General features: G+C 61.9%; 22 protein-coding genes, 1 tRNA gene and 2 pseudogenes. 15 read left to right on the top strand and 10 right to left on the bottom strand.

All coding sequences use genetic code 11. The features are described from left to right. Positions 1-8: 8 nt before the first annotated feature. The 5 genes from QIW53_RS22940 to QIW53_RS22920 all read left to right on the top strand — a co-directional run bounded on the left by QIW53_RS22940 (position 9) and on the right by QIW53_RS22920 (position 6,183). A complete protein-coding gene (locus QIW53_RS22940) occupies positions 9-1,043 on the top strand; it encodes an ABC transporter substrate-binding protein (protein ID WP_371051862.1) in 1,035 nt (344 codons plus the stop codon). Positions 1,044-1,103: 60 nt separating this feature from the next. Continuing rightward, complete coding sequence (locus QIW53_RS22935; RefSeq protein WP_371051861.1) at positions 1,104-2,564, top strand: amidase; 1,461 nt, start codon at positions 1,104-1,106, stop codon at positions 2,562-2,564. An 80-nt stretch (positions 2,565-2,644) separates the two neighbouring features. Then, positions 2,645-2,721: transfer RNA gene (locus QIW53_RS22930), tRNA-Met, on the top strand. Positions 2,722-2,907: 186 nt separating this feature from the next. Beyond that, entirely contained in the window at positions 2,908-4,740 is a 1,833-nt protein-coding gene (gene ggt / locus QIW53_RS22925; protein ID WP_371051860.1) for a gamma-glutamyltransferase, read from the top strand. Positions 4,741-4,926: 186 nt separating this feature from the next. Further along, positions 4,927-6,183 (top strand): MFS transporter, encoded by a 1,257-nt coding sequence (locus QIW53_RS22920; RefSeq protein ID WP_371051859.1) that lies wholly within the window; start codon positions 4,927-4,929, stop codon positions 6,181-6,183. 7 nt (positions 6,184-6,190) lie between these two features. Here QIW53_RS22920 and QIW53_RS22915 read toward each other — a convergent pair whose 3' ends face one another. Continuing rightward, complete coding sequence (locus tag QIW53_RS22915) at positions 6,191-6,832, bottom strand: LysE family translocator (RefSeq protein WP_371051858.1); 642 nt, start codon at positions 6,830-6,832, stop codon at positions 6,191-6,193. 154 nt (positions 6,833-6,986) lie between these two features. Between QIW53_RS22915 and QIW53_RS22910 the strand changes: the two genes are divergently transcribed. Both QIW53_RS22910 and QIW53_RS22905 read left to right on the top strand, forming a co-directional pair. Continuing rightward, positions 6,987-7,796 carry an AraC family transcriptional regulator gene (locus tag QIW53_RS22910; RefSeq protein ID WP_371051857.1) on the top strand — a complete coding sequence of 270 codons (810 nt, stop codon included), beginning with the start codon at positions 6,987-6,989 and terminating at the stop codon, positions 7,794-7,796. Positions 7,797-7,872: 76 nt separating this feature from the next. Next, a complete protein-coding gene (locus QIW53_RS22905; protein ID WP_371051856.1) occupies positions 7,873-8,241 on the top strand; it encodes a cupin domain-containing protein in 369 nt (122 codons plus the stop codon). Between the two features lie 58 nt (positions 8,242-8,299). Here QIW53_RS22905 and QIW53_RS22900 read toward each other — a convergent pair. The 3 genes and pseudogenes from QIW53_RS22900 to QIW53_RS22890 form a co-directional block, all read right to left on the bottom strand. Further along, positions 8,300-8,734 (bottom strand): annotated as a pseudogene (locus QIW53_RS22900) (methyl-accepting chemotaxis protein); the annotation flags it as partial. 111 nt (positions 8,735-8,845) lie between these two features. Further along, a pseudogene (locus QIW53_RS22895) lies at positions 8,846-9,526 on the bottom strand (PAS domain-containing protein); the annotation flags it as partial. A 219-nt stretch (positions 9,527-9,745) separates the two neighbouring features. Next, a complete protein-coding gene (locus QIW53_RS22890; RefSeq protein WP_371051855.1) occupies positions 9,746-11,059 on the bottom strand; it encodes an MFS transporter in 1,314 nt (437 codons plus the stop codon). 200 nt (positions 11,060-11,259) lie between these two features. On the opposite strand from QIW53_RS22890, the gene QIW53_RS22885 reads away from it, so the two are divergent. The 4 genes from QIW53_RS22885 to QIW53_RS22870 all read left to right on the top strand — a co-directional run bounded on the left by QIW53_RS22885 (position 11,260) and on the right by QIW53_RS22870 (position 15,177). After that, entirely contained in the window at positions 11,260-12,678 is a 1,419-nt protein-coding gene (locus QIW53_RS22885; RefSeq protein ID WP_371051854.1) for a short-chain fatty acid transporter, read from the top strand. Between the two features lie 174 nt (positions 12,679-12,852). Continuing rightward, entirely contained in the window at positions 12,853-13,173 is a 321-nt protein-coding gene (locus QIW53_RS22880; protein ID WP_371051853.1) for a hypothetical protein, read from the top strand. A 121-nt stretch (positions 13,174-13,294) separates the two neighbouring features. Beyond that, entirely contained in the window at positions 13,295-14,470 is a 1,176-nt protein-coding gene (locus QIW53_RS22875; RefSeq protein WP_371051852.1) for a hypothetical protein, read from the top strand. A gap of 182 nt (positions 14,471-14,652) precedes the next feature. Further along, entirely contained in the window at positions 14,653-15,177 is a 525-nt protein-coding gene (locus tag QIW53_RS22870; protein WP_371051851.1) for a lysine methyltransferase, read from the top strand. A gap of 6 nt (positions 15,178-15,183) precedes the next feature. Here the strand turns inward: QIW53_RS22870 and can are convergent, their stop codons facing one another. Beyond that, positions 15,184-15,828 carry a carbonate dehydratase gene (gene can, locus QIW53_RS22865; RefSeq protein WP_371051850.1) on the bottom strand — a complete coding sequence of 215 codons (645 nt, stop codon included), beginning with the start codon at positions 15,826-15,828 and terminating at the stop codon, positions 15,184-15,186. A gap of 167 nt (positions 15,829-15,995) precedes the next feature. Here can and QIW53_RS22860 point away from each other — a divergent pair, with 167 nt between their 5' ends. Then, positions 15,996-16,400: a serine kinase/phosphatase gene (locus tag QIW53_RS22860; RefSeq protein WP_201196922.1), complete on the top strand. Its 405-nt coding sequence runs from the start codon at positions 15,996-15,998 to the stop codon at positions 16,398-16,400. Between the two features lie 89 nt (positions 16,401-16,489). Here the strand turns inward: QIW53_RS22860 and rimI are convergent, their stop codons facing one another. Then, on the bottom strand, positions 16,490-16,942 hold the full coding sequence (gene rimI / locus QIW53_RS22855) for a ribosomal protein S18-alanine N-acetyltransferase (protein ID WP_201196924.1): 453 nt from the start codon (positions 16,940-16,942) through the stop codon (positions 16,490-16,492). Then, positions 16,935-17,675, bottom strand: a complete 741-nt coding sequence (locus tag QIW53_RS22850; RefSeq protein ID WP_371051918.1) for an energy transducer TonB — start codon at positions 17,673-17,675, stop codon at positions 16,935-16,937. The genes rimI and QIW53_RS22850 overlap by 8 nt, the downstream gene beginning before the upstream one ends. A gap of 239 nt (positions 17,676-17,914) precedes the next feature. Between QIW53_RS22850 and mksB the strand changes: the two genes are divergently transcribed. Genes mksB through mksF form a run of 3 tightly spaced genes read left to right on the top strand, consistent with a single transcriptional unit; the run spans position 17,915 to position 22,735 of the window. Next, positions 17,915-19,195 (top strand): Mks condensin complex protein MksB, encoded by a 1,281-nt coding sequence (gene mksB / locus QIW53_RS22845; protein WP_371051849.1) that lies wholly within the window; start codon positions 17,915-17,917, stop codon positions 19,193-19,195. Continuing rightward, positions 19,185-19,898 carry an Mks condensin complex protein MksE gene (mksE, locus tag QIW53_RS22840; RefSeq protein ID WP_371051848.1) on the top strand — a complete coding sequence of 238 codons (714 nt, stop codon included), beginning with the start codon at positions 19,185-19,187 and terminating at the stop codon, positions 19,896-19,898. Before mksB ends, mksE begins: the two co-directional genes overlap by 11 nt. Continuing rightward, entirely contained in the window at positions 19,895-22,735 is a 2,841-nt protein-coding gene (gene mksF / locus QIW53_RS22835) for an Mks condensin complex protein MksF (RefSeq protein WP_371051847.1), read from the top strand. The genes mksE and mksF overlap by 4 nt, the downstream gene beginning before the upstream one ends. Positions 22,736-22,880: 145 nt before the next feature. Here mksF and QIW53_RS22830 read toward each other — a convergent pair whose 3' ends face one another. From QIW53_RS22830 to QIW53_RS22820, 3 genes are read right to left on the bottom strand one after another with little or no spacing between them, the layout of a single operon-like run. After that, positions 22,881-25,184, bottom strand: coding sequence for a PqiB family protein (locus tag QIW53_RS22830; RefSeq protein WP_371051846.1), 2,304 nt, complete (start codon positions 25,182-25,184; stop codon positions 22,881-22,883). Then, positions 25,177-25,800, bottom strand: a complete 624-nt coding sequence (locus QIW53_RS22825) for a paraquat-inducible protein A (protein WP_371051845.1) — start codon at positions 25,798-25,800, stop codon at positions 25,177-25,179. The genes QIW53_RS22830 and QIW53_RS22825 overlap by 8 nt, the downstream gene beginning before the upstream one ends. Next, positions 25,787-26,446, bottom strand: a complete 660-nt coding sequence (locus QIW53_RS22820; RefSeq protein WP_371051844.1) for a paraquat-inducible protein A — start codon at positions 26,444-26,446, stop codon at positions 25,787-25,789. Before QIW53_RS22820 ends, QIW53_RS22825 begins: the two co-directional genes overlap by 14 nt. Between the last annotated feature and the right edge of the window lie 198 nt (positions 26,447-26,644).

Raw genomic sequence — 26,644 nt, 5'->3', positions numbered from 1 at the left:
GAAATAGCATGAGCAAGTTGATTGCAAGCATCGGGACCTCGTTGTTACTCACCCTGGCCGGACAGGTCCAGGCCGCTGAAAAGCTCAACGTGGTCAGTTGGAGCGGCTACTTTTCGCCGGAGATTCTCGCCAAGTTCCAGAAGCAGACCGGCATCGAAGTCACCGTGGACGCCTATGACTCCAACGAAACACTGCTGGCCAAGCTCAAACAAGGCGGCGCCGGTTATGACGTGGCGATCCCGTCGCACCAGTTCATTCCGATCCTGATCAAGGAAAACCTGCTGGAACGCTTCGACCCGGTCAAGGAGCCCTACTACGCCGGCGTTGCCGACAACCTGAAAAAGCCGACCTGGGACCCGGAAGGCGGGTATTCGGTGCCCTTCATCTGGGGCACCACCAGCGTGGTGCTCAACACCGAACGCTACAAGGGCCCGACCGACAGCTACAAGGTGCTGTACGAGCCGCCGGCCGAGTTGCAGGGGCGGATCAACATGTTCGATTCGGTCAGCGACGTGATCGACATGGCCAGCCTGTACCTGAACATTCCGCTGTGCAGCGAAGACCCCAAGCAGATGCAGCAGGTGCTGACCTTGCTCAAGGCGCAGAAACCCTTCGTCAAGACCTACAGCTCCAAGGCCGGCTCGATTCGCGAGAACCTGGCCTCGGGTGAAATCGACATGTCGACGTTCTGGGGTGGCTCGTCGATGCGCGCCCGGGAAATGAAACCGAGCCTGAAATACCTGTACCCGAAAGAAGGCGTGCTGGCCTGGGTCGACAACATGGTGATCCCCACCGGCAGCAAGAACCCGGCGAACGCCAAGGCGTTCATCAGTTTCCTGAGCCAGCCTGAAAACGCGGCCATGACCCAGAACTTCCTCAAGCACCAGAGCCCGATCAAGGGCGTGGAGCCGTTCCTCGACGCCAGCCTCAAGGACGCTCCGGAACTGCACATTCCCGAAGGCACCCCGGTGGTGTTCAGCAAGACCTGCGGCGAAGGCGCCATCCGCCTGGCCGACCGTCTCTGGACCAACCTGATGCGTTGATCTCTACCGCCCCGTCCCGCGACGGGGTGTTTTTCCAGCCGTCCGAAAGGCAGCGTTGCAATGACTTCTAACAACATCAGCGAACTGGTCCTGCTGCAGGCCCATGAACTCGCCGAACGCATTCGCTTGCGCCAGGTGTCCTGCCGGGAAGTGATGCAGGCTTACCTGGCCCATATCGACCGTTTCAACCCGGCGATCAATGCGCTGATCAGCCTGCAGGCGCCAGAGGACCTGCTGGCCCAGGCCGACCGGCGCGACGCCGAACTGACGCGGGGCGACTACCGTGGCTGGATGCACGGCCTGCCCCATGCGGTCAAAGACCTGTCGCTCACCCAGGGCATCCGCACGACACTGGGTTCACCGCTGTACAAGGACTTCGTCCCCGACCGCGATGGCATCATGGTCGAGCGGCTCAAGGCCGCCGGTGTGATCATCATCGGCAAAAGCAACACCCCGGAATTCGGCCTCGGCTCGCAAAGCTACAACCCCTTGTTCGGCGCCACCGGTTGCGCCTATGACCCGAACAAGACGGCGGGCGGCAGCAGCGGCGGCGCGGCGGCGGCGCTGGCCCTGCACCTGGTGCCGGTGGCGGATGGCAGCGACATGATGGGCTCGCTGCGCAACCCGGCGGCGTTCAACAACATCTTCGGGTTTCGCCCCTCCCAGGGCCGCGTGCCCTTCGATGACAGCGCCGACCTGTTCATCGATCAGCTCGGCTACGAGGGCCCCATGGCCCGCAGTGTGCGCGATGCCGCCCTGTTGCTGTCGGTACAGGCCGGCGGCGATGCACGCGCGCCGCTGTCCATCGCCGAATCCGGCAGCGCCTTCGCCGCGCCACTGGCGCGCGACTTCAAGGGCACGCGCCTGGGCTGGCTGGGCGACTTCAACGGCTACCTGCCGATGGAAAAAGGTCTGCTGGCGCTCTGCGAAAAAACCTTCGGCGATTTCGAAAGCCTCGGGTGTCACGTCGAAGCGGTACTGCCGGATTTCGCCCCTGAGCAGATGTGGAGCACTTGGCGGACCTTGCGCCACTGGATGGTCGCCGGTTCTCTGGGCGCGACCTATGCCGATCCACAGAAACGCGCCCAGTTGAAGCCCGAAGCCTGCTGGGAAGTCGAACACGGCTTGAAACTGTCCGCCAGTGACGTGTTCAACGCCTCCGTGCAACGCAGCAACTGGTACCGGGCGATTTCGCGGTTGTTCGAGCAGTTCGACTACCTGCTGCTGCCGAGCGCCCAGGTCTTCCCGTTCGACAAGACTCTGCCATGGCCGACTTCGATCGAAGGGGTGACCATGGACACCTATCACCGCTGGATGGAAGTCGTGATCCCGGGCACCTTGTCCGGTTGTCCGGTGGCGAACGTGCAGGCCGGTTTCAACGCCAACGGTTTGCCGATGGGCCTGCAGATCATCGGCCGGCACCAGGCTGATTTCGCCGTCCTGCAACTGGCCCACGCCTACGAACAGGCCAGTCGCTGGTTCCAGCGCTGTCCTTCGCCGTTATTAAGCGGTGGATTTTGATAAACGGTTGATAGCGTAGATAAATTTTTTGAGAAAGCGCTTGACGCCTATTCGTTTCCCGCGAATAATGCGCGCCACTTGGCTACATAGCTCAGTTGGTTAGAGCATAGCATTCATAATGCTGGGGTCCGGGGTTCAAGTCCCTGTGTAGCCACCAAGTACTAAAAACGGCTTACCGAAAGGTAGGCCGTTTTTTTATGCCCAAAGAAAACTGCCTGCGCCAACCGCCATGGCGCAGGCGCGCAGATCAATGGACGAAGAACACCTTCCCCCCTTTGGTTTGCGTCCCTGCCTGTCGGCCGATAAAGTCCCCTGACCTTATCCAAGGACGGAGTGCCTTAACGTGATCTCAGCCCTTCATCTGAATCGCCATCGTCTGTCAGCCCTTGGGCTGATCGTCTGCATGTCAGCGCTCACCGCGTGCAATGCCCCGCCGACTTCGACCTTGCCAGTGGCACCGGAAGCCGCCTCCGGCTTTCGCACCGACCTGCAAACCCGCCACGCCACCCGGCACATGGCCGCCGCCGCGAACCCGCTCGCCGCCGAAGCCGGTCGCGCGATGCTGCGTCAGGGCGGTTCGGCGATCGATGCGGCCATTGCGATGCAGGCAGTGCTGACCCTGGTCGAGCCGCAATCGTCGGGCATCGGGGGCGGCGCCTTCATCGTGTTCTGGGACGGCAAGGCCGTGCGCACCTTCGACGGCCGCGAGACCGCGCCGGCCGGCGCCACCGAGAGGCTTTTTCTGCAGGCGGACGGGCAACCGATGCCGTTCACCCAGGCGCAGATTGGCGGTCGTTCCGTGGGCACACCGGGCGTGCTGCGGGCGTTGGAACTGGCCCACAAACACTACGGACGCCTGCGCTGGGCGCAGCTGTTCGAGCCCGCCATCCAGCTCGCCGAGCAAGGCTTCCCCCTTTCACCCCGCCTGCATTCGCTGATTGCCGCCGATTCGTCGATGTCGCGTTCGCCGGACATGATGGCGTATTTCCGCAACGCCGATGGCAGCGCAAAAGCCGTTGGCACGCGCCTGAAGAACCCGGCGCTGGCTGCCGTGTTCAAACGCATCGCCAACGAAGGTGCCGATGCCTTCTACAAAGGCTCCATCGCCGAGGAAATCGTTGCCAAGGTTCAAGGGCATGCCAATCCCGGCAGCCTGTCGCTGAGCGATCTCAGCGGCTATTCGGCCAGGGAGCGAGCGCCGCTGTGCACCGACTACAAACGCTGGCAGGTGTGTGGCATGCCGCCGCCCTCCTCGGGGGGGATCGCCGTGGCGCAGACTCTCGGCACCTTGCATGCCCTGGAAACCCGCGACCCGCGCTTTGCACTGGCACCGCTGAAACCGCTTCAGAGCACAACACCCGCCGGCATCGAACCGGCACCGCAAGCCGTGCACCTGATCTCGGAAGCCGAGCGCCTCGCCTATGCCGATCGGGCCCTGTACGTGGCCGACAGCGACTTCGTGCCGGTCCCGGTCAAAGGCCTGGTGGACCCGACCTACCTGGCCAGTCGCGCCGCCCTGATTGGCGAGCGCAGCATGGGCACCGCCCAACCCGGCACCCCGCCGGGGATCCAGGTCGCCTACGCGCCGGACCGCTCGCCCCTGCGCATTTCCACTTCGCAAGTGGTCGCGGTCGATGACCAGGGTGGCGCCGTGTCGATGACCACCACCGTCGAATCCGCCTTCGGTTCACACCTGATGGTCCAGGGCTTCCTGCTCAACAATCAGATGACCGACTTCTCGTTCATCCCCGAAGAAAACGGGCACAAAGTCGCCAACCGCGTCGAACCCGGCAAACGCCCGCGCTCCTCGATGGCGCCCACCCTGATCTTCGACCGCCAGAGCGGCGAATTCCTCGCCACCCTGGGCTCTCCCGGCGGCTCGCAGATCATCGAGTACGTCGCCAAATCCACCATCGGCCTGCTCGACTGGCAGCTCGACGCGCAAACCGCCATCAACCTGCCCAACTTCGGCAGCCGCAACGGCCCGACCGAACTGGAACAGGGTCAATTCAGCCCGCACTTGATCAAGGCACTGAAGGACAAGGGTCACAGCGTCAGCGAGATCGACATGACCAGCGGAACCCAGGCGATTGTCCGGGTCAGGGATGCCCAGGGCAAAGCGTCCCTGGCAGGCGGCGCCGACCCGCGGCGGGAGGGGGAAGCGCTGGGGGATTGAATTCTTTTTCAGGATTTTGAAGGGGCTTACCGGGGGGTAGGCCTTTTTAATGTGCCGTTTCATACCACGGCCACTTGCACGAATTAAAGCACCGGACGATGCCCGGGACCTGAAACTTCCCGCGGTCGCCATCAGTCAGTGCTAATGCACCGTCCATTTGAGTATCGGTGGCAGGAAGAGGCCCCCATGCACGCTGACCCGAGTCGCCGAAATGCCCTATCGCTGGACGGGCTCAATTTCTTCCTCGCCGACGTGCGCGACGGCCTGGGGCCCTACCTGGCAATCTATTTGCTGGCCGTGCATCACTGGGAGCCCGCAAGCATCGGTCTGGTCATGACCATTGCCGGGGTTGCCGCGCTGCTGGCTCAGACGCCAGCCGGGGCGCTGATCGACAGGACGCGACGCAAGCGTGAAGTGATTGTGGTCGCAGCACTCCTGGTCACGGTCAGTTGTCTGTTGCTGCCGTTCATTTCCGGGTTCTCGCTGGTGACCATCACCCAGGCGCTCAGCGCCGTCGCCGCCTCGGTGTTCGCCCCCGCGATTGCGGCGATCTCACTGGGCATCACCGGGCCTCGCGCCTTCACCCGACGCACCGGTCGCAACGAAACGTTCAATCATGCCGGTAATGCCGTTGCAGCCTTGCTGGCGGGCGGAGCGGCTTACCTTCTGGGTCCGGTGGCGGTGTTTTACCTGATGGCTGTCATGGCGCTGGCCAGCGTGATAGCCATCAGCTTTATCTCACCACAGGCGATCGATCACGAGGTGGCGCGCGGATTTGATCCCGAGGCTCCGGCGCAGGGGGAAAGTCCTTCGGGGTTGAGCGTGTTGTTGCACAACCGCCCCCTGCTGGTGTTCGCCATCTGCTGTGGACTGTTCCATCTGGCGAATGCGGCAATGCTGCCGCTGGTGAGCCAGAAACTCGCACTGGTGAATCTGCAGATGGCGACGCCGCTGACATCCGCGTGCATCGTGGCCGCTCAGTTGGTCATGGTGCCGGTGGCACTGCTGGTGGGATGGAAAGCCGATGCCTGGGGCCGCAAACCGCTGTTGCTCGCAGGCTTTCTAATTCTGCCGCTGCGCGGGGTGCTCTATGTGCTGTCGGACGATCCCTATTGGCTGGTCGCGGTGCAACTGCTCGATGGGATTGGCGCCGGAATCTTCGGCGCGCTGTTTCCTGTGGTGGTCAAGGACCTGACCCATGGCACAGGGCGTTTCAATATCAGCCTGGGCGCCCTGTCGACGGTGTTCGGCCTAGGGGCTGCACTGAGTAACGGCCTGGCCGGCTTGGTGGTTCAGCAGGCCGGTTACAGCGCGGCGTTCCTGACCCTGGCGGCGGTGGCCGCTGCGGCGTTTGCATTACTGCTGCTCGCCATGCCGGAAACCTTGAGTCGCAGCCCTGCGCGGCCCCATCAGCAGGCCACTGAAGTGAATGCGGCGATCTGAACACCACTCAACGATTGGCCACCAGGTGCGCACCGAACAGCAGGTAGCAACTGCCGGCGAAGCGATCCAGCCATTTGCGCGAACGCTCGTAGCCCTGCGCCATCCGGCGACTGGAAAACAGCAGCGCCACGCTGCAATACCAACTGAAAGACAAGGTCGCCATGGTCAGGACCGCCAGCGCCAGCAAGCTCGGCGGCACCACGGCGGGCATGGCCGTGGCGAAGATGGTGGCGACAAACAGCGCTGCTTTCGGGTTGGTCATGTTGCCGAGAAAACCCTGGCCGTACACCGACCACAGAGTGCGCTCCACTCCGCCCATCAGGCGGGGATCGCCGGCAACGATGGGCGGTTTGCGCTTGAACTGTTTCAGCCCCAGGTAGATCAGGTAACAGCCACCGGCAATCTTGAAACTCAGGTACAGCATCGGTGCCGCGCTGAACAGCGACTTGATGCCCAGGCCACCTGCCAATCCCCACATCACTGTGCCGGTGGCCACGCCCAGGGCGGCGACGACGCCGTGACGCTTGGAATGACTGGCCGCCAGTTGCGCGACGTTGAAAAAATTGGGGCCCGGCGTCACCACAGCGACCGTCCAGAGCAGCGCTAGCGACAACAGGGGGGCGGCGTAGCCCAGGTAGGTAAGCTCCATGCAGCGGGACTCCTTTCGTTGCTTCAGAAGATGCGTCACACAGTGCAACATTTGCCTTTGATTTTCTACGGGTGCAGTCCTTGCTGCGGTCGCAAGACAGTGGGTCGCTCAGTGGGTTAACGTAGTGCGTATCACCCCGACGACCCCGCTTCCCATGGCCAGCCCCTCCCCGCGCAATGACTGGTTCCACCGCGCTCCCGATGTCGCCGGGATGCAGCGCTTCGAGGCTTTTTTCGCCGGCCACGGCTACGACATGCACCGCCACGACACCTACGCCATCGGTCACACCCTGAGCGGCGTGCAGCGTTTTCAGTATCACGGTAGCTGGCGCCACAGCTTGCCCGGCGGGACGATTGTGCTGCATCCGGACGAAGCCCACGATGGCGAAGCCGGGACCGACAACGGTTTCCAGTACCGGATGATGTACATCGAACCGGCCCTGATCCAGCAGATGCTCGGCGGCCAGCCGCTGCCCTTCATCAGGAACGGGATGTCGAACGACCCTCGCTTGTTCGCTGCCAGTGCCGTACTGCTGCGCAGCCTCGAATGCCCACTGGAGCCCCTGGAGGCGCAGGATGCGCTGTTCGATCTGGCGCAGGCCCTGAACAGCGTTGGCGGTGCCCCTGCCGCGCGCCATCACTTCGACTACCTGGCCGCCGAGCGCGCCCGGGAGTACATGCACAGCGCACTGGATCGCACGGTGACGCTGGAAGAGCTGGCGCATCATAGCGGACGGGATCGCTGGAGCCTGTCGCGGGATTTCCGCCTGTTGTTCGGCACCAGCCCCTATCGCTACCTGACCATGCGCCGCCTGGACCTGGTCCGCTCGTTGCTGATACAGGGCCAGCCACTGGTCAACGCAGCGCTGATCGCCGGCTTCACCGACCAGAGCCACATGACCCGCCAGTTCAGCAAGGCCTTCGGGTTATCGCCGGCGCGCTGGATGAAAATGCACCGTCGCTGAGTCACGCACAATCGTTCAAGAAACCCGCCGACCGGCTGGCTACCGTGGTTGCACGAACAACCATGGGAACCGTTTCATGAACACTTACCAAAGCCTGAACTTCGCCGACAAAATCGCCCGGATCGACCCGCACTGGAGCCCCCGCGTCATCGCCGAGATGAACGACTACCAGTTCAAGGTCGTGAAGTTGCTGGGGGATTTCATCTGGCATGACCACGCTGACACCGACGAAGCCTTCATCGTGCTCGAAGGCCAGTTGCGCATCGATTTTCGCGACGGGCACGTACTGGTGAATGCCGGCGAACTGTACGTGGTGGCCAAAGGGATCGAGCACAAGCCGTCCGCCGCGCAGGAGGTCAAACTCTTGCTGATCGAACCCCGGGGCGTGCTGAACACTGGCAGCGAAGGCGGTGAGCGCACGGCGCAGAACGACGTCTGGATCTGAGACCGAGGCCGGTACGGCCCCTGACTCTTGCCGTCGATCTACGCCCGGCGGACAGTGATCAACTCGACAGCTGATTGGCGAACTGGCCGACGGCATTCACCACTTTCTGCGCGCCGTCCTGGATCTCGACAATCACCGTGCCGGCTTCCGCCGCCAGCGCCAGGCCCTGTTCGGCCTGGAGCTTGCCCTCGGTCATCAGCGACACGGCATTGCGCGCCATGTCCTGGTTCTGACGTACCACCAGGACGATCTCATCCGTGGCCTGGCTGGTCCGCGAGGCGAGTTGCCGAACCTCGTCCGCCACCACCGCGAAACCGCGTCCCTGCTCACCGGCGCGGGCGGCTTCGATGGCGGCGTTCAACGCCAGCAGGTTGGTCTGTTCGGCGATGCCGCTGATGGTCTTGACGATGGTGCCGATCACCAGCGATTGCTCGTTCAACGCTTCGATACCGTCGCCGGCGGTTTGCATGTGTTTGGCCAGGTCGCGCATCACGTTGACCGCCTGGGTCACCACGGTCGTGCCCCGCTGCGCACTCTGGTCAGTGTGTTGCGAGGTGCCGTAGGCAATGTTGGCCGCCTCGGCGACCGCCAACTCCTGGTTGACCTGATCCGTGATCACGGTGGCGAATTTCACCACTTTGTAGAGTTTGTTGTTGGCGTCGATCACCGGGTTGTAGGACGCCTCCAGCCACACATCCCGTCCATGGCTGTCGACACGCTTGAAGCGCCCGGCCACGAACTCGCCGGCGTTCAAGCGACGCCAGAAATCCTGATACTCGGGGCTGTTGTACTCCTGCGCGTCGCAGAAGGTGCGGTGATGTTTGCCCTTGATCTGCGCCAGGCTGTAACCCATGGCGTTGAGGAACCGGTCATTGGCCGTCAGCACGTGGCCTTGCAGATCGAACTCGATCACCGCCGTCGAACGCACCAGCGCGCCGATCAGGTTTTCGTGTTCACGCGAGGCCTCGATCGTGCGGGTGAGGTCGCTGGAAAAAATCGAGAAACTTCTGATCTTGCCATCCGAGGACCGCACAGGCTGCAGGATCGAACGCAACCAGGCTTCCTGGCCATTGCCCCGCAACAGGCGCACCGCCCCGACAAAATGCTCGCCACGGGTCAGCGCTTGTTTGAAGCGCAGGTGGAACTCGTTGGACTTGACGTGGGCCGGCACGAAGTCCTCGAGCGGGCGGCCGACCAGGTCGTGCTCCGTATAGAGCATCTCACTGATGAAATTCGGGTTCACCGATTGAATCCGTGCATCGGCGTCAAGCGTGAAGACAAGCATCTCGCTTTCGAGGCTTTCCTTCACTTGCTTCAGGCAGGAAAGTTCTTCGCGAAGATCCGACAGTTCTTGCTTCAAGCGTTTGTTGAACATGGGAAAGCACCGATGGCAGGAATGGAAAGCGGCTTACAGCCTAGCCATCGGCATTCGCGGTATTTTCTGAAGCCTACTTCAGGATTGTCCGACAGAAAGCGCGTTACAACGGCAAGCGTCGACCTGACTTCAGATGACACCGGCCGCCGGACAACTGGCGGTTTTCGGCAGCCGTGTCCCGAAATACAGGGCGCTGCTCACGCCCACCGCGCCCATCACGGTGCAGAAAATCACGCAGATCCACGGGCTCCAGGGCATCAGGCCGATCAACAACAGCGGCGTGATGCTCGCCCACGCGGCGTAGGCGATGTTGTACGTGAAGGAAATCCCCGAGACACGAACCCGAGCCGGAAACAGGTTGACCATCACCGACGGCACCGCGCCGACCACGCCGCAGCCGAGCCCGGCAATCGCGTACGCCAGACCGGTCCAGTGGCCGCCGATGATCAGGCAGGTGTAAAGCAGGCCAATGCCCAGCGGCAACAGCAGGCTGTACAGCATCACCGTGCGCCAGGCACCGATGCGGTCGACGAGCAAACCGGCCAGCACGCAACCGATGTTCAGAAACACAATGCCCAGGGCACTGAGCGCGAAGGTGTGGCTGGCGGTCATGCCGAAGGTTTTCTGCATCATGGTCGGCGTGATGACCACGAACACCACCACTGCGGAGGTCAGGACACAGGTGAGGATCATGGCCGGCAGAATCGCCAGACGATGTTCACGCAATACCGTGCGCAATGGCAACTCGACTGCGGCCTCGCGTTTGGCCTGCATGGCCATGAACACCGGAGTCTCACTGAGCCAGCGACGCAGCCACACACCTATCACGCCAAACACGCCCCCCAGCAGGAAGGGGTAGCGCCAGGCGTAATCGAGGATTTGCTCCGGGGTGAACGCCTGCGCCAGGAAAGAAGCGGTCAACGCGCCAATCAGGTAGCCGAAGGTCAGCCCCGCCTGCAAAAAGCCCAAGGCGTAACCGCGATGCCCGGCCGGCGCATGCTCGGCGACGAACACCCAGGCGCTCGGCACCTCGCCCCCGACGGCGGCCCCCTGCAAAATGCGCAGGGCCAACAGCAGCAGCGGCGCGAAATAGCCGATCTGGGCGTAGGTCGGCATGATCCCGATCAGCAGACAGGGTAGCGCCATCATCAGAATGCTCAGGCTGAACACCTTCTTGCGCCCCAGCCGGTCGGCGAAATGCGCCATCAGGATCCCGCCCAGTGGCCTGGCCAGGTAACCGGTGACGAAAATCCCGAAACTTTGCAGCAGACGCAGCCACTCGGGCATTTCCGGCGGGAAAAACAACTGGCTGAGGGTCAGGGCGAAAAAAACGAAGATGATGAAATCGTAGATTTCCAGCGCGCCGCCAAGGGCCGCAAGACCAAGGGTCTTGTAGTCCGAGCGGCTGAACGGTGCCGGGCGCGTTTCGTTATGGGCAGTCATCAAAAGAACTCTGGTGCAGGCATAAATCCAAGGCGCCCATGGTCTACGCAAAAGTGCCTGCGGACAACCCATTAGACCAAAGTCCCGAAACGCTAAAACTTCGTCACAAAACATGACCGATTGTTTTACTGTGATCACCTGTCCAGACGGGCCCTTGCAGCCCTGAAGACCATGACAAACATAAAAATCGAGGTATTCCTGTGGCCGCTGATATCGAAGATACCCGCTCCGCCCGCTTTGCCCTTCGCTGCTCCAACTTTGCCGAACGCTGGTTCCCCGACTCCTGGGTGTTCGCCGCGCTGGCGGTGATCATCGTCGCCGTCGCCACCCTGTTCATGGGCGCCAAACCCACCGACGCCGCCATGGCCTTTGGTGACGGCTTCTGGAGCCTGATCCCGTTCACCATGCAGATGGCGTTCGTGGTGATTGGGGGTTATGTCGTGGCCAGCTCGCCGCCGGCGGTGAAGCTGATCGATCGACTGGCGCGAATCCCCAAAAACGGCCGCTCTGCCGTCGCCTGGGTCGCCCTGATCTCCATGGTCGCGTCCCTGCTGAACTGGGGCCTGTCGCTGGTATTCGGCGGCTTGCTGGTGCGTGCCCTCGCCCGTCGAACCGACCTGAAAATGGATTACCGTGCAGCCGGCGCCGCCGCCTATCTGGGCCTTGGTGCCGTGTGGGCCCTGGGCCTGTCGTCGTCGGCCGCGCAATTGCAAGCCAACCCGGGCAGCCTGCCGCCGTCGATCCTGTCGATTACCGGGGTCATCCCGTTCACGCAAACGATCTTCCTTTGGCAGTCCGGCGTGATGCTACTGGCGCTGATCGTGATCTCGCTGATCATTGCCTACGCGACCGCGCCGGGACCGAAATCGGCCCGTGATGCCCAGGCCTGTGGCGTCGACCCGAGCTTCAACCTGCCGCCACTGCAACCACGCACCCGTCCCGGCGAATGGTTGGAACATAGCCCGCTGCTGACCATCGTGCTGGTGCTGCTGGCCGCCGGATGGCTGTTCCACGAGTTCTCGACCAAACCGGCAATCACCGCGATTTCCGGGCTGAACACCTATAACTTCCTGTTCATCATGCTGGGCGCGCTGCTGCACTGGCGCCCGCGCAGCTTCCTCGATGCGGTGGCACGCGCGGTGCCCACCACCACCGGTGTGCTGATCCAGTTTCCGCTGTATGGCTCGATCGCGGCCCTGATGACCACCGTCAAAGGCACCGACGCGCAGACCCTGGCGCACCACATCTCGACCTTCTTCGTGCAGATCGCCTCCCACGACACCTACGCGCTGCTGATGGGCGTGTACTCGGCGATCCTCGGGTTCTTCATTCCGTCGGGCGGCGGCAAATGGATCATCGAGGCGCCCTATGTGATGCAGGTGGCCAACGACCTCAACTACCACCTGGGCTGGGCCGTGCAGATCTACAACGCGGCGGAGGCACTGCCAAACCTGATCAACCCGTTCTACATGCTGCCGCTGCTGGGTGTGCTCGGCCTGAAAGCGCGGGACCTGATCGGCTTCTCCTTCGTGCAACTGCTGGTGCATACACCGCTGGTGCTGTTTTTGCTCTGGGCGCTGGGCACGACACTGACTTACACGCCGCCCGTGATGCCATAAAGGCTGTTGATTGCACCCGCGTCAGCTCGGGTGCAACTCGTCCTACAGACCCGTTCGATTGCGCCTGACATCAACCTCGGGCGCGTCCTATCTCTTGCCCGTGACGCGTTGAGTAGACTCCGACAGCTCAACCCTTCAACGCGTCAACAGCACTGACCGAGGATGACTTCGAACATGTCTTTAATATCAAAAACGCTGGAAGAGATGCTTAACGAAATCTATGCCGATGGCAGGGTTTCGTTTACCGAATACCGGAAACTGCGCGATGACGCGGACCGGCGAATGGACGCCGTGGTCCGCGAGTTTGGCCTGCACAACAACCTGACCGCCCTGCAAAAGGCCATGGACGTGGTGATGCAACTGGCGCAGACGTCCATCATCGATGCGAAAAAAGCCAAGCTGTCCGATACCGGCGAGGCCATCGTCAAGGATGCTGTCTTCGCACAGGTCGAGTACCTGCGCGCGGGCACCCATCTGGCCCTGAAGCTGCTGTAACGCTTCAACCCTCGTCCGGCTCGCGGCCAGGTGACGGCGAGCCGGCACTTCTGTGCGACGCAGTTGATCCACTATGCTGTGCATCTCCTACCAACGGGATCGAGCTGAAAAGGATCTGAGCATGTTGAAACTCGCTGGACTGACTCTTGCTGCCCTCACCCTGAGCACCGCCGCCCACGCCGCCACCGACCTGAGGCTGGGCAGTACCGAACGCGTCACCCGGCTGTTCGCCTATCCCAATAACTGCAACGTGATCTGCTTTCGCAACTGGACGCTGGAACAAACCGTCGAGCACTACCTGACGCAAAGTGCGCAGCGCGATGGTTATGCCGACGCGAAGGTGCTGGTCAAGACCGATAACGGTCAGCTGCACGCCGAAATCACTGGCGTGCCCAGCGGCTATGCAAAGCCTTTGGCAGCGCTGCTCGATGCGGGCGACCTGGCCTACACCGGCGCCAGCAAACTGAACGCCGATGGCAAGTGGGCCTATAACTGGTACCTGTTCCTGCCGTTGGGCATGGCCCTGGAAAACCGTAGAAGCGTCGAGTTGCTGCACTTCCCGCCGGACTATTCGTTGACCCAGGCGCAGGACTACCTGAAGTCGGCCACTACCGATCGCTGGGCTTCGCTGTTGACGGTCAACGGCGTCGCTACCGAACAGACACCGGCCTACCAGACCATCATCGACATCGCGCCGATTGCCGCGCCCTCCAATGCGGGCAAGGATCTGGAAGGGGTCTACGACTACTTCAAGGACTACCAGACCACCATGGTCAAACAACTCAGCCAGAACGCCAGCGGCACGGCGTTGCCCATGGTCGCCTTCGGCTCGCCCGTGCGCACCTGGATCAAGCAGCAATACGGGCCGACCGTGAACGTGCTGGGCCTGGTCAGCATCAACCCGACGGGAGCGCTCAAGGTGCCGGTGCTGGGTGCCAACCACCCGAGCTACATCTGGTACGCCGCCGATCCGGCCAGCTACACCGGCAAGGATGCCCAGGCCCAGGCGGATGCCGCCGGCCTGAAAACCATGGGTCAGGACTTGAGTGCGGCGTGCTGGCAGGCCGCCATGGCCCGCGATCTGGACAGCAATCCCGATCTTGAACTGAAAAGCTGCACCCAGACCTGGCAAGTGGCCCAGGCGGACAAGACCTGCCAGCTGTTCTACACCTCGATTCGCAACCTGACGCCCGCGCAAGCCTCGGCCAAATGCGCATCGGCACCGGTCAAGGTTCAACTCAAGCAACTCAAGGCTCCAGCGCCAGCCACCGCGATCCCGGTGGAAGCGCACCTGTAAGCCAACGGGCGCGCATTCCCGTGTAAGTCCAGGCTGACAGGGGAATGCGCCGATTTCTCCTGTCAGTTATGACAGTAGACCGAAGGGCTTATTTGCGAGAGGCTTGGGCCACACCCATGTGCCGCAGGGTTGACAGGATGTCAGCTGAAGGAGGTCGCAGCACGCAGCCAACAGGGACCGTTATGACAACCCAGACGCGACAGCCGGTGACCAGAACGCCGCCCGACGGTATCTATCCCTTCAGGGAGCTACCCGTCTACAGGGGTTTCCCGTCCAGGAATGATTTCGAAATCATCTACAACGCCAGGGGCTTCCCGGTCGGAGTCACGGCCCTGCGCGACTTCCTGCGCCTGGGCCGAATCTGCCGGGTTTCCGGGCAACTGCTCCCCTACCGCTGTTCGCACACCCGCCAGCTTGCGCCGGGAATCCATGTCTACGACCCGTTCTTCTGCAGCCTGCTTAACCACAGTTGCGACCCTACCGTGTTTCTCGACATGGCTGATTTGTGGTTATGGGCGCTGAAGGACATCAGCAAAGGCGACCGCTTGACGATGGATCTCGCCACGACCGAAGACAAACTGCAGCGCCAGTTCGCCTGCCGCTGCAGTTGTCCGAATTGCCGAGGCTGGATCACCGGCTACGACGAAATGCCGAATGCCAATGGCCAGCTGTTTTTTCGCAACTGGCGTCGTCCCCGCTTTGGCTGAAGGGGTTTACTGAGCGTCGAGCGGTCGCAGGCGGTACTGCGGCGGCAACTGTTCGAAGCCACTGATAGTCGCATTGAGGCTCTTCCAGCGACCGTCCTTGATGCCGTAGATGCAGCCGTGAATCGACAGCTTCTGCCCACGGTGCCAGGCATTCTGCACAATGCTGGTGTGCCCGACGTTGGCCACTTGCTGGATGACATTGAGTTCGCACAGGCGGTCGACCCGTTCTTCCTCGGTCGCCAGAGCGGCCAGTTCTTCGCGTTTTTCATAATAAAGATCGCGAATGGAGCGCAACCAGCCATCAATCAGGCCGAACTGACGGTCCTGCATGGAGGCCCGTACGCCACCGCAGCCATAGTGGCCGGTGACGAGGATGTGCTTGACCTTGAGCACGTCGACCGCGTACTGGATCACCGACAGGCAGTTGAGATCGGTGTGCAGCACCACGTTGGCCACGTTGCGGTGGACGAACAGGTCGCCAGGCAGCATGCCAACGATCTCGTTCGCCGGCACACGGGCATCGGAACAGCCGATCCACAGGTACTCAGGTGTCTGCTGACGAGCCAGTTTGGCGAAAAAATCAGGATCTTCCTTGGTGATCGCGTCAGCCCAGCGCGCGTTGTTTTCAATCAGATCTTGTAATTCGTTCATGCATGAAGCCTCGATAATGGTGCGCTGGTTTGACAGACAACCGCCCGTCGGGGTCACGCATCCGATGCAGAATGCCGCTGATGCATTTTACCGGTGTTCCACGTCGGTGGAATTCTGGGCAGCCCAGTGGGTCCACCGAAGTAAGGACCACAGTATGAGGAATTGCCATGACTGATTCACGACGTCCGTACGATGCGGTGCAACCGGAGCCCATCGACGACAACGAAGACCGCATGGGCTCGATGCATGAGCTGGATTTCGATGAGGAAGAACCCAGCGCCAGAATCGGTGATGAACTGCCGGAATCGGAACGCCGACAAAAACTGCCGGAGGAACGGGGGCGTGAAGCGGGCATGACCGGCGCATCGACGCCTGACCATGAATCAACCGACGACGACCTGAGCCCGGAGACCTTGATACGTGAAGATGGCGCGCGGGATGCGCACGAGGCGGGTGAGGACCGTCGCGCCGACTGGGATTTGAGCATCGTCGATGAGGATGACATCGGCGGGGGTAACGGGCTGGATGAAGAAGAACTGGCGCGGCGCGACCCTCTGGATGGGAATCGATAGCCCGCCATCGCGAGCAGGCTCGCACCCACATTCTGTCTGCCACAGGACTTCATTGTGGCAGCGAGCCTGCTCGCTATGCGTTGTGAAGCCTATGGCACCAGGGTGCAGGCCATGACCACGGCATCCTCACGCCCACCCACCGCCGGGTAGTAATCCCGGCGCCGGCCAATCTCGTTGAAGCCAAAGCGCTCGTAGAGCCGAAACGCCGAGCGATTGCTGTCGCGCACTTCCAGGAAACACTCCCGCGCCTCGGCTTCGCAGGCGATCGACATCAGGTGTTCGAGCAGGGTCAAGCCGAGGCCCCGGCCCTGGTTTTCCGGCTTGACGGTAATGTTCAGCAGGTGCGCTTCATCGAGGATGATCTGCACCACACCGTGCCCGACCTGCTGCGAACCCTCGAACATCAGCCAGATCTGGTATTTACCCAGTCCGTCGAGAAAAATGCCGCGAGTCCAGGGGTGGCTGTACGCCGCATATTCGATTTTCAGCACAGCGTCGAGGTCAGCCTCGGTCATCGGGCGAAACGTTACAGCGTCATTCATTCGATTCTTTCCAGCGCGCCATCAGCCGACGCATGGCTTGCCAGACATCAGCCTTACGCTGTGGCTCTTCCATTAACAATTCGAGGCCGGGCAGAGCCCAGACCGAGCCCAGGCCGTCGACCTGGAGCTCGCGGTTGAACGATTCGGCATTGGCCTCACCGGCGAAACGCACCGCCGGCAGACCGATCAGCCAGACGCAGACACAGGGCGCATCTTCCAGCCGGGCCGAGAGAAAGCCCTGCACGAAGTCGCGCGCCGCGTCCGGGCCCTGGTCCATCGTGCCTCGGGCCAGCAACGGCCAGCGCACCGGTTCACCGACAATCTGCGGGCTGTCCGGCAAACCGGCGGCGCGAAGCATGTCCTTGAGCAGCAGGTAGGCCGGATCGCGACTCTGGAAGGACTCCCCTGTGGGTAACTCCACCAGCAGCAGGCAACGGCCGGCGCGCAGCAGTTGCAGGGCGAATCGCGGCGGCGGTACGACCGGGGCCTTGACCGCGACCGGGGCCTCCTCTTCCTCGACCTTCGCGTTGGTACGAGTGCTGGCCAACGTTGGCCGGGGCACCTCGATCTTCACCCGCTCGGCCGGTTTGACCACGGGTGCAACGGGCGTTTCGGCCACAGGCGCCGGCGCAACCGGAGCTTCGGCCAGCGGCGCAGGCATCTCCAGCAACTCGGGCCGCGAAGGGGCGGCGAAGGGCAATTCAGTACGCGGCAGCCAGTTGACCACCTGCATGGCGGTCAGATAGGCACGGCGACGAGACTCGATAAGCAAAGGTCGGCCACTTGTGGATAACTAAAGTGCGCTGATTCTACCGCCCTTCGCTCAAGATCGCCCGCGCTGTTGATCGACAGGCTGCACCCGACAGCCTCTGCACCGATGAAAAATGGCGACAGCCCGTCCCGAGAGTGAATCGACATGGCTGCGATGCAGTACAATCGCGGCTTTTAATCGCCAACCAGCCGGCCATTCCGATGATCGAACCCAAGCGCGTCTTGCGCGCCCTCGCTGAACACTGGGCACTTCTGGAGCCACTGTGCGAGCACTTCGACCAAGGCACACTGAGCCTCAACGAACTGCGCGCGCAACTGGCCACCCAGCAGATCGACAGCACGCCGCAGGACATCACCCACCTGCTGGACGTGTGGATCCGCCTCGACATCCTGGTTCCCGTGGCGAAAAGCCCGAACCGTTTCGAACTCAACGCACAGATCCATGATTTCCTGGCCTACCTGCGTCGCGAGCACCGCCTGGGCCTGTGCCTGGAAATCGAAGCCTACCTGCGTCACCTTGAACGCCTGGCCGGTTACATCCAGGACGCCTTCGACGTGCGCGACGGTCACGACCTGGCGCGCCAGCTGCGCCTGCTCGACATGCGCGTACGCGATGTGCTGAAGAAACTCGCCAACGACGAACAGGCCCTGGTGGCCGTCGCCGAACGGGCGAAGACCAGCGACCGGCAGATTCCCTTGCGCCAGCGTTACGCCGAGGTGCTGGCGACCTGGGACGAATACGTCGAACCGATGATTCAACTGGTGAACGCCGACGGCGCCTTCGAACAAGGCGTGCGCAAGGTCGAGACCGTGCTGCTGAAAATGCTCACCGAGCAGCAGCGCCTCGGGCATCTGGTCGATGACGACATGCTGCTGCGTACCCACGCACGCATCCTCGAAATGCAGACCAGCGCCCAGTTGACCTTGCGTCACGCTCGCGAGCTGTTGCTGCCACTGCGTGAGGAAGCCCGTCGCCACAACGCCGTGACCCGAGGCGCCGCCCTGGCGCTGTCGGCCATCCGCCGCAAGGGCATCGACGCGGTGCCGCAAGCAGCGATGCCGATGTTCACCCGGCCGCAAAGCACCTTCCTCGGCAGCGCCAGCCAGGTCGAAGCCTACGTCTATGCGCTGGCCCGCTTCGAACCGAAACCGGCCCGTTTCCCCAAGGCCCACAAATCCCATACGGGCGGCAGCGCGCCGCGCGCACCCCGCACCGTGCGGGAAATGCTCGAGCGTTGCGAAGACGCCCTGCCGATGCCGGACCTGATGACCTGGCTGCTGGAGCAGGAACCGGACGGCGCGACCGACGAATTGCTCTACTGGTTCTCGCGCCTGTCGCGGGAGAAACGCTTCAAACGCGAGCGTCTGGAACGCCGCGACTACCACACTCACGAGCACCAGGTCAGCCTGCGCTCCTTCGCCCTGCTCTCGGCCCGCGACACCGCCGCCGAGGATTCTGCGAGCACTCCCCATGCATCTTGATCTATCCGAACTGTCCCAGCTGGCGCCGATCTTTCGCGAGCTGTTCAAGGGCTATCACGTCAGTCGCCGCGATCCGGAGCTGTACGCCCAGTTGTCGAACTTCCAGGACCAGTACCGCACCCTGTTCAAGGCCCTGGGCTTTGAGCTGGTCTGCGACACCCGGGGTTTCTACTACTTCGTGCCGGACCTTGCCGCAGCGGCGGTAAACAAGACCGCGCAACGCCTGGCGCTGTTCACCTTCATTCTCGTCGAACACCTGGCCGACCAGGGCCGTGACCCGATCGCCGTGCTCGACGGCGGCAGCCTCGGTCGCGACGAATTGCCGTCGCTGCTGGAAAAGTACCGCGACCTGTTCATTCAGGCCGAGGTCCAGACCCAGGAAGAACTCGAAGAAAAAATCATGCGCCGCATGACTCAGCTCGGTTTCGCCAGCGAAGACAACGGTGTCTACCGTTTCCTGCCGCCGATGCACCGCTTCCTCGACGTCTGCCTGTCGGTCCAGCAGGACCGCGACCTGGCCGCCAGCCTGCACAGCGTGCTGCCGTTGCCGGCGCCGGTGTTGATCGATGAGGACAGCGATGAAAAACTGCTGCAAACCGATGATCCGCTGGACTTGAGCGAATTTGACGCAGAGAGCGTCGAGGAAAGCGAAGAAGACGCCCTCGCCCGCGCCATTGCCGAAGAACAGGAGACCGACGCATGAGCAAGGAACGCTACGGCATTCGCCGCTTCGCCCTTTTGAACACGGCCGGTTACAGCCTGGGCCTGTTCCCGCTGGAAGAACCGCTGTCGGTCTACGGCGCCAACAACCTCGGTAAATCCGCGTCGATCAACGCCTTGCAGTTCCCGATCCTGGCGCGCATGTCGGACATGAGTTTCGGCAAGTACAGCCTGGAACAATCCCGGCGCTTCTACTTCGCCTCGGACACCAGCTACATCCTCGTCGAAGTGTCGCTGCCCCACGGCCCGCACGTGATCGGCGTCGTCGGTCGCGGCCCGGGCGGTGGTTTCGGTCACCAGTTCTTCGCCTATGCCGGCAAGCTGGACCTGGCGCATTACCAGAAAAACGACACCTGCCTGCGCCAGAAAGAACTGTTCACCAACCTCGAACGCGAAGGCCTGAAAGCCTACGAGCTCAAGCCGGATGAATTGCGGCGCTTGCTGGTCGGTGGCCACACGTCGATTCCCCTGGACCTGACCCTGATCCCGCTACGCTCCACCAGTGAACAGAGCCTGAAGACCTTCCGCGCGCTGTTCATCAACCTGCTGCACATGCGCGAAATCACGGCGGCCAAGCTCAAGCAGCTGTTCCTCGATGCCTTCGAACACAGCCTGCGTTCCGGCAGCGTCGATTACATCGCCGCGTGCGAGGAAGCCTTCCGCGATGTCCGGCGCATGGAGCAGGACTACAACTCGCTGGTCACCGCCGGCCCTTTGGTCGAAGCCCTGTCAGCAGGCGTAGCCCAGCGCAACATCCTGCGCGGCAAGCTGCACCGGATTTCGCCGGTGCTCGACTCGTTGCTGGGCACCTGGTCGGACTACGCCAGTGCGCGCAAGGAAGAGCTGACCCTTCAGGCCGAGCACTACCGCAACGAACAGGACGCCCTGCAAAACGATCAGCGCAGCGGCACCCAGGAACTGATGCGCCTGGAGCGGGAAATCAGCGGTATCCAGCGCTGGCTGGGCGAACTCTCGGTACTGAAGAACCGCTTCGCCCTGGTCGACGACGTCAAGGTGCTGGAGCAACAACTGCTCGCGGCCAAGGACGCGCACGACGAACTGGCCGGTGCGCTGGCACAATCGCGGCAGTTCTCTGCCGAAGATCTGGACGAGCGCCTGCGGGATCTGGAAAAACGCCTGAAGTCGGTCAAGCAGCAACTCGATCATGCCGACAACAACAGCTATGCACGCCTGCGCGAAGAGTTCTCCCAGCAGGACGTCGAGCGCCTGATGCGCCTGTTCAACAGCGCGCTGTTCAGCCTGCCGCTGGGCGAGCATGGGATCGCGCTGGACGAAGACGGGCAGTGGGTCAAATCCATGGAGCTGATCCTCGACGGCTTCAAGGGCGAGCGCTTCGAAGTGCCGGGCCTGTCCATCGACCTCTCGCACATCGAACCTCCAGCGCTGCAAGCCCTGGCGGACCGTGCGGCGTTGCGCGATCAGAAAGAGCGTCTGGAAAAAGAACTCAAGCAACTGAAAACCCAGCAAGCCGTGGCCGCCGACCGCGCGGCGAGCAAGACCCAGACCGAAGCGCTGTACCAGCAAGTGCTGGATGCGCAGAAAGCCCTGGAAGATTTCCGCCGCTCGCAGACCCTGAGCGCCGAAGAAGGCGACAAGCTGGAGCAACTGGCGCAGATGGAAGCCGCGCAGGACGAGTTGAAACGCTCCAGCGATGCGTTTACCGAACGCGTCCAGCAACTGTCGGCCAAGCTGCAACTGGTCGGCCGCCAAATCGGCGACATGGAAGCCAAGCAACGGACCCTCGACGATGCCCTGCGTCGCCGTCAGCTGCTGCCGGCGGACATGCCGTTCGGCACACCGTTCATGGACCCGATCGACGACTCCATGGACAACCTGCTGCCGCTGCTCAATGACTATCAGGACAGCTGGCAAGGCCTGCAACGCAGCGACGGCCAGATCGAGGCGCTGTACGCCCAAGTGCGCCTCAAGGGCGTGGCCAAGTTCGACAGCGAAGACGACATGGAGCGTCGCCTGCAACTGCTGATCAACGCATATGCACACCGCACCGACGAAGCCCTGACCCTGGGCAAGGCTCGTCGCGCCGCCGTCACCGACATCGCCCGGACCCTGCGCAACATCCGCAGCGACTACGACAGCCTCGAGCATCAACTGGCGCTGTTCAACCGCGAGATCAACAAGCGTCAGGTGTCCAACCTGCAGAGCTTCCGTATCGTGCTCGCACCGAACAAGGAAGCCCTCAAGCACATTGACCAGATCATCCACAGCGCCGGCCAGTACGAAGAGGGCGAAACCCTCTCCGTGTTCGACCTGAGCCAGAGTGCCGAGCAGGACAACAAGAACGAAGAGGCCAAGGAATACCTGGCGCGCCTGGTGGCGGCGAACCACAACCAGCTCGGGCTCAAGGACCTGTTCGAGCTGGCGTTCGAAATCACCAAGGTCAACGGCCAGCCGGTGATTCACACCGACATCGACGGTGCGGCGTCCAACGGCACGACGATGACCATCAAGGCGCTGACCAACATGTACCTGTTGCTCCACTTGATGGACCGCGACCAGGCTGGCCGCGTGCGCTTGCCGTACTACCTCGACGAAGCGGCCGACATCGATGAGAAGAACCAGGCCGCGCTGCTGGAAACCAGCCTGCAACTGGGCTTCGTGCCGATTCTGGCCAGTGTGAAACCACAGGTCTGCGCCAGTGTCGCGATCGACCTGGAAGGTGGCAGCGGGCCGAGCGGCATCTACATCGACGAGGCGGACTGGAAGTACATCCGTCGCCATGACGAGGTGAAGGCTGTGGTTCGCGTGGAGTCAGATGAACCGGAGCTGGATGCGGTCTGATCCGCGTTAGTCGCCGGCAATGAAAAGGCCGCGATCCATCTGGATCGCGGCCTTTTCGTTTGCGTCGTCTTGAGGGCTGAATCACACCTGTGATTCCTGTGGGAGCGGGCTTGCCCGCGATGAGGCCCGCCCTGCCACCCACAATCTACTTGCCGAGCGAAATCTTCGGCGCCCAGGTCAGCCATTCATCCTCGAACTTGTCGAACAACGGGAATGTCTGCTCCGGTCTTGCCGGTCCTCCCATGCGGTCCCCGTCCGGAGTGGCAAACGCAATGCCGCCCTGCAACAGGGTCTCCAGCGATTCGGTGCGCACCGTCGCGCCCTTGAACAGGCCGTAGTCGAAACCGAAACCGCTGGTGTTCCAGAAACGCGTGCCACTGCGCACCAGCGGCGCGTACTTCGGCTCGATCAGGATATGCACCAGCACGCGATCCGCCGTCTGGCCCAACTCATAGCCAGTGACCTTGCCGACGGTGACCTCGCGGTAGGTCACCGGCACACCGACCTTCAACGATCCACGGCGAGCCGCGCTCAGCACCAGGCTCAGACCGTCTTCCGGCTTGACCAACTCGGGTGGCGTGGCCAGGGCGACGAAATTCTTTTGCGGCCCCGCGCTCTTGGCGGCGGGCTGGACTTCGATGTATTGACCCGTCACCAGGGTTTCCAGATTGGACGTCTTGATCAGGCCCAGCTCCGGCTTGACCACCCAGAACTGACTGCCGACCCGGGCGATACGCTCCGGCACCTCGGTAATGCGCGCGGTCAGCAGCACCGATTGCAGGTCATCGCTGAGATCGACATCTTCGACCTTGCCCACATCCAGGCCTTTGAACCGGATGGGCGTGCCACTGCGCAGGCCGTCGGCGCGATCCACCTTGATCGTGACCACTTCGCCTTTCTGATTGGCTTCGTCATGGTTGGCGAACAGGCGGAAACGCGGAATACGCTTCTGCAAGGGCGCTTTCGCTACAGGCGTCTCGAACGCGATACCGCCCGCCATCAGGCTTTGCAGCGATTCACTCTTGACCTGGATGCCGCCGGTCAGCCCCCCCGTGAGCGTGATGCCACTGGCGTTCCAGAAACGGGTCGAAGCGTTGACCAGACCTTCATATTCCTTCTCGATGTGGACGCCAATCACCAACTGCTTCTTGGTCCGCGAAAACTGATAACTCTGTACCGAGCCCACCTTGACCTGCTTATAGAGAACCGGGCTGCCGACATCCAGCGACCCCAGGTTCTCCGTGAACAACACCAGGTGCAGGCCCGGTGAGCGCAAATCAAGCGGCGGCGCCTTGGCGCGGGCGATGAACTCACGTTGCGGCGTGGCGCCTTTGTCGCCCGGACGCACGGCGATGTAGTTACCCTTCACCAGGGCTTCCAGGCCGGTGATACCCGCCAGGGAAATCGAAGGTTTGACCACCCAGAACTGCGTGCCTTCGACCAGATAATCTTCGGCCAGCGGGTCCAGGGTCAGCTCGGCCGAAGCACCGGACAGATCAGGATCGATCTTCAACGCTTTCAGGTTGCCCACCTGAATGCCTTTGTACATCACCGGGGTACGACCGGCCTGCAACCCTTCGAAATCGCTGAGTTTGACCTTGACCCGAATCCCGGCCGCCGCCGCGTCGAAATCTTCGTAGAGACGGAACGGCAGGCTCGGATCGGTGGGAGGGCTGTCCTTGCGGTTCTCCGGGGTGGCGAAGGCAATACCGCCGGCGACGATGCTGGCCAGGGACTCGCTGCGCACCTTCACACCAGAGAGGTTGGCGTCGATGCTGATGCCGCTGGCGTTCCAGAAACGCGTGTGTTTACGCACCAGCTTGGCGTAGGTCGGCTCGATGAAGACTTTGAGTTCAACGGTACTTTGATCGTCGGACAGCACGTAGCTTTTGATCTGACCCACCCTGATCTGTTTGTAGAACACCGGACTGCCACGGTTCAGCGAACCGAGGCGATCAGCCTTGATGGTCAGGTGCAGGCCCGGTTGCGCATCTGAAAGCGGTGGCTCCTCGGCCAATGCCTTGAACTTGCGCGTGGGCTCTCCTTCCCCCGGGCTGATCGCGACATAGTTGCCCGAGACCAGGGTTTCCAAGCCGGAAATACCGGCCAGGGTCACACTCGGTTTGACCAGCCAGAAACGGGTGCTGGTGCGCAGGTATTGCTCGACGTCCTTGTTCATTTCAACGGTGGCGATCACCGCCTTGGAAGCGCCTTCGTCATCGAGCTTGAGGGCTTTGACCTTGCCCACCGACATGCCTTTGTAGACGATTTCCGTCTTGTTGGCCTGGATACCCTCACCGCTTTCGAAACGCACCTGAATCTCGATGCCGGTTTCGTTATAGGCACGCCAGCCGAGCCAGCCACCGATGATCAGGGCAATCAGAGGCAACACCCAGATCGCAGACCAGTTGGAAGCCGGTCGGGTTTTCGCTGTAGGCAGATCAGTCATGGTCGTCGTCCGACTCCGTGTTATCCCAAATCAGTCGGGGATCGAAAGTTACTGCGGCAAGCATCGTCAGAATCACCACACTGGCGAAAGCGATGGCGCCAAGATTGGCTTCGACACTGGCAAGCCGTCCGAAATTCACAACGGCCACCAGGATGGCGATCACAAAGATATCGAGCATCGACCAACGGCCGATGAACTCGATGAAGCGGTACATCCAGATGCGCTGTCGCGCCGAAAGCGGTTGATGGCGTTGCACCGAGAACAGCAGCAACGCGATGCCCACCAGTTTGAAGGTCGGCACCAGAATACTGGCGATGAACACCACGGCGGCGATGGGGATCATGCCGTGCTGAACCAACTGGATCACACCCGACATGATGGTGCTGGGATCGCCCTGACCCAGGGAGGTCACTGTCATGATCGGCAGGACGTTGGCCGGTATGTAGAGAATCGCGGCCGTGATGAGAAGCGCCCAGGTGCGCACGATGCTGTTTGGGCGACGGGCATGAACCAGCGCACCGCAGCGGGTGCAGGTCTGTTCGTCGGTGTCAGGCTCCTGCCGGTTCAGCTCGTGGCATTCGGTACAAATCAAAATGCCCGCATCAATCGCCCGCATGGGCATCCTCTCCTGATAAAGCCTGCCAGATCTGGTGGGGGGACATCACCACTTCCAACCAGACCTGGACCAACAACAATCCGACAAAACACGCCAGACCAAGGCCGACGGTGAGTGCAGCCATATCGGCCAGCTTGACGATCGCCACCAGTACGCCCATGAAATAGACCTCAAGCATGCCCCAGTCGCGCATGTGGTGATAAATGCGATAGAGCAACAATCCGTAGCTGCGACCGATGTCGAAGCGAATGCTCAGCAACACCGTCAGCTGACACAACAATTTGAGCAGCGGGATGGCCATGCTGCACAGGAAAACGACGACCGAAATTTCTGTCATGCCGCTGTTGAACAGCCCGAGAACGCCACTCCAGACGGTGTCTTGCGCGGATTGCCCGAGGAGATTGAGCTGCATGATGGGTAAAAAGTTCGCCGGGATGTACAACAACAGCGCAGCAATGACCAAGGCCAGGCTGCGTTGAACCACGTTGTAACGATGGGCGTAGAGCTCATAACCACATCTCGGGCACAGCGCCTTTTCGCCATGGGCGAGTGTCGGTTTGCGCATCAGCAGATCGCATTCATGGCACGCGACCAGGTCGTCCAGCGGTAGTTCTGACAGCCCGGAGGCGTCAACTGGATCTGACATAAAGGCACTGGCTCCGATAGATTCGACTCATTCTAATGTCATGAGACCAAAATAACTGTGCAAAATTGTGCGGGGTTGATGAGCTTTTATGACGCGCAAAAACAAAACCCCTACCTGCATGCGCAGATAGGGGTTTCGGAATTTAATCTTGACGATGACCTACTCTCACATGGGGAAACCCCACACTACCATCGGCGA

This window comes from Pseudomonas fluorescens, assembly GCF_041354075.1.
Taxonomy (GTDB): domain Bacteria; phylum Pseudomonadota; class Gammaproteobacteria; order Pseudomonadales; family Pseudomonadaceae; genus Aquipseudomonas; species Aquipseudomonas fluorescens_CE.
Note: the sequence above shows the minus strand (reverse complement) of the source record. Positions and strands in the feature narration are given on the sequence as shown.